General features: G+C 64.1%; 1 protein-coding gene. It reads right to left on the bottom strand.

Annotated features, from left to right (window positions below):
* A partial coding sequence (locus JCM25414_RS21015; RefSeq protein ID WP_035443696.1) for a hemagglutinin repeat-containing protein occupies nt 1–861 on the bottom strand: 861 nt, incomplete at both ends.

The raw sequence follows: 861 nt of genomic DNA, 5'->3' as shown, positions 1-861 counted from the left end.
CCAGACCGTGCTCGACGACGATGATCTGTCGTCGCGCATGCCATAGCCCAGCGTCCCCTGCGCGCCCTGGCTGCTCAGCGAGATCCCCGCCACGTGATGCGACGCACTCGCCTCGCTCTGCGTCTTCGTGGCCTCCAGCGTCAGATTGCCGCCCGCAGAGAGCGTTACATCACCCTGTGCACCGATCAGACCCTTGAGGCTCATATCCCCGCCCGACAGACCCGTCAGCGTGCCGCCAGACGTCACGTTCGAGCCCCGCTCGACCGACAGGCTGCCCGTGTCGGTGAAGTGGCTATGCGTCAGGAAGCCCGACTTGCTGCCGGAAATGTCATGGCTGCTGCTGTCCGTGACAGACCCCAGATCCAGCGATTTCGCTGCCGACAGCACCATATTGCCCGTGCTGTCGATCGTCGCACCCGCCGATTTCAGATCGCCGCCCAGGGCCGCCAGAACCGCATTGCCGCCCGCACTGATCGAGCTCGTGTAATTCTGCGTCTGGCTGAAGGCGTTGCTGACATCGGCGCCCTTTACCGCCGTGGCCTGACGCACCGTCGCAGCCCCAAGCGTCAGGCTGTTGCCCGCCAGCATCGACAGATCACCGCCAGAACTCAGGCGCCCGCCATTGAAGGTAATGTCATTGCTGGCCGAGAGGGACGCCGCACCGCTCGCCGTGATCGTGCCGACCGAACCCAGCTGGCCCTGATCGCCGCCATTGACCAGATAATCGTTCAGTGTCGCGTTGTTGATGATCGACCCGTTCTGCGCCACCAGGCTGACCGAGCCACCTGCCAGCGTGCCCGTATTGGTAATGTCGCCATTGCGCGCCAGAATGCTCAGGCTGTTGCTGCCCGAAATCGTCCC

Source organism: Asaia platycodi JCM 25414 (genome assembly GCF_000614545.1).
GTDB lineage: Bacteria > Pseudomonadota > Alphaproteobacteria > Acetobacterales > Acetobacteraceae > Asaia > Asaia platycodi.
This window is presented reverse-complemented; position numbering and strand designations above follow the sequence as displayed.